Source organism: Azospirillum griseum, assembly GCF_003966125.1.
GTDB lineage: Bacteria > Pseudomonadota > Alphaproteobacteria > Azospirillales > Azospirillaceae > Azospirillum > Azospirillum griseum.
The window spans coordinates 1-277 of the sequence record NZ_RXMA01000174.1; the positions used below are offsets into that span (position 1 = coordinate 1).

1 protein-coding gene is annotated in these 277 nt (G+C 70.0%); it reads right to left on the reverse strand.

The features are described from left to right. On the reverse strand, positions 1 to 212 hold a 212-nt coding region (locus EJ903_RS26670; RefSeq protein WP_483964207.1), incomplete at its 3' end, for an adenine nucleotide alpha hydrolase family protein. Between the last annotated feature and the right edge of the window lie 65 nt (positions 213 to 277).

The following is a 277-nucleotide window of genomic DNA, read 5'->3' on the forward strand; positions in this document are numbered from 1 at the left end:
TCGGCCAGCGCGTGTTCATAGGCCGCATCGTCGGCCAGCAGCACCTTGGACACGCCGGACACCGCAGCGGCGGCGGTCGCCACCGCCTGCGCGCCCGACCCGGCGACCAGCAGATGCACGTCCCCGCCGATCTTGGCGGCGGCGGTCACGGCGTTCAGGGTGGCCGCCTTCAGCGCGGCGTTGTCGTGTTCGGCAATGACGAGAATGGCCATGGTCAGATCACCCGCGCTTCGGTCTTCAGCTTGTCCACCAGGGCGGCCACGTCGGCCACCTTCAC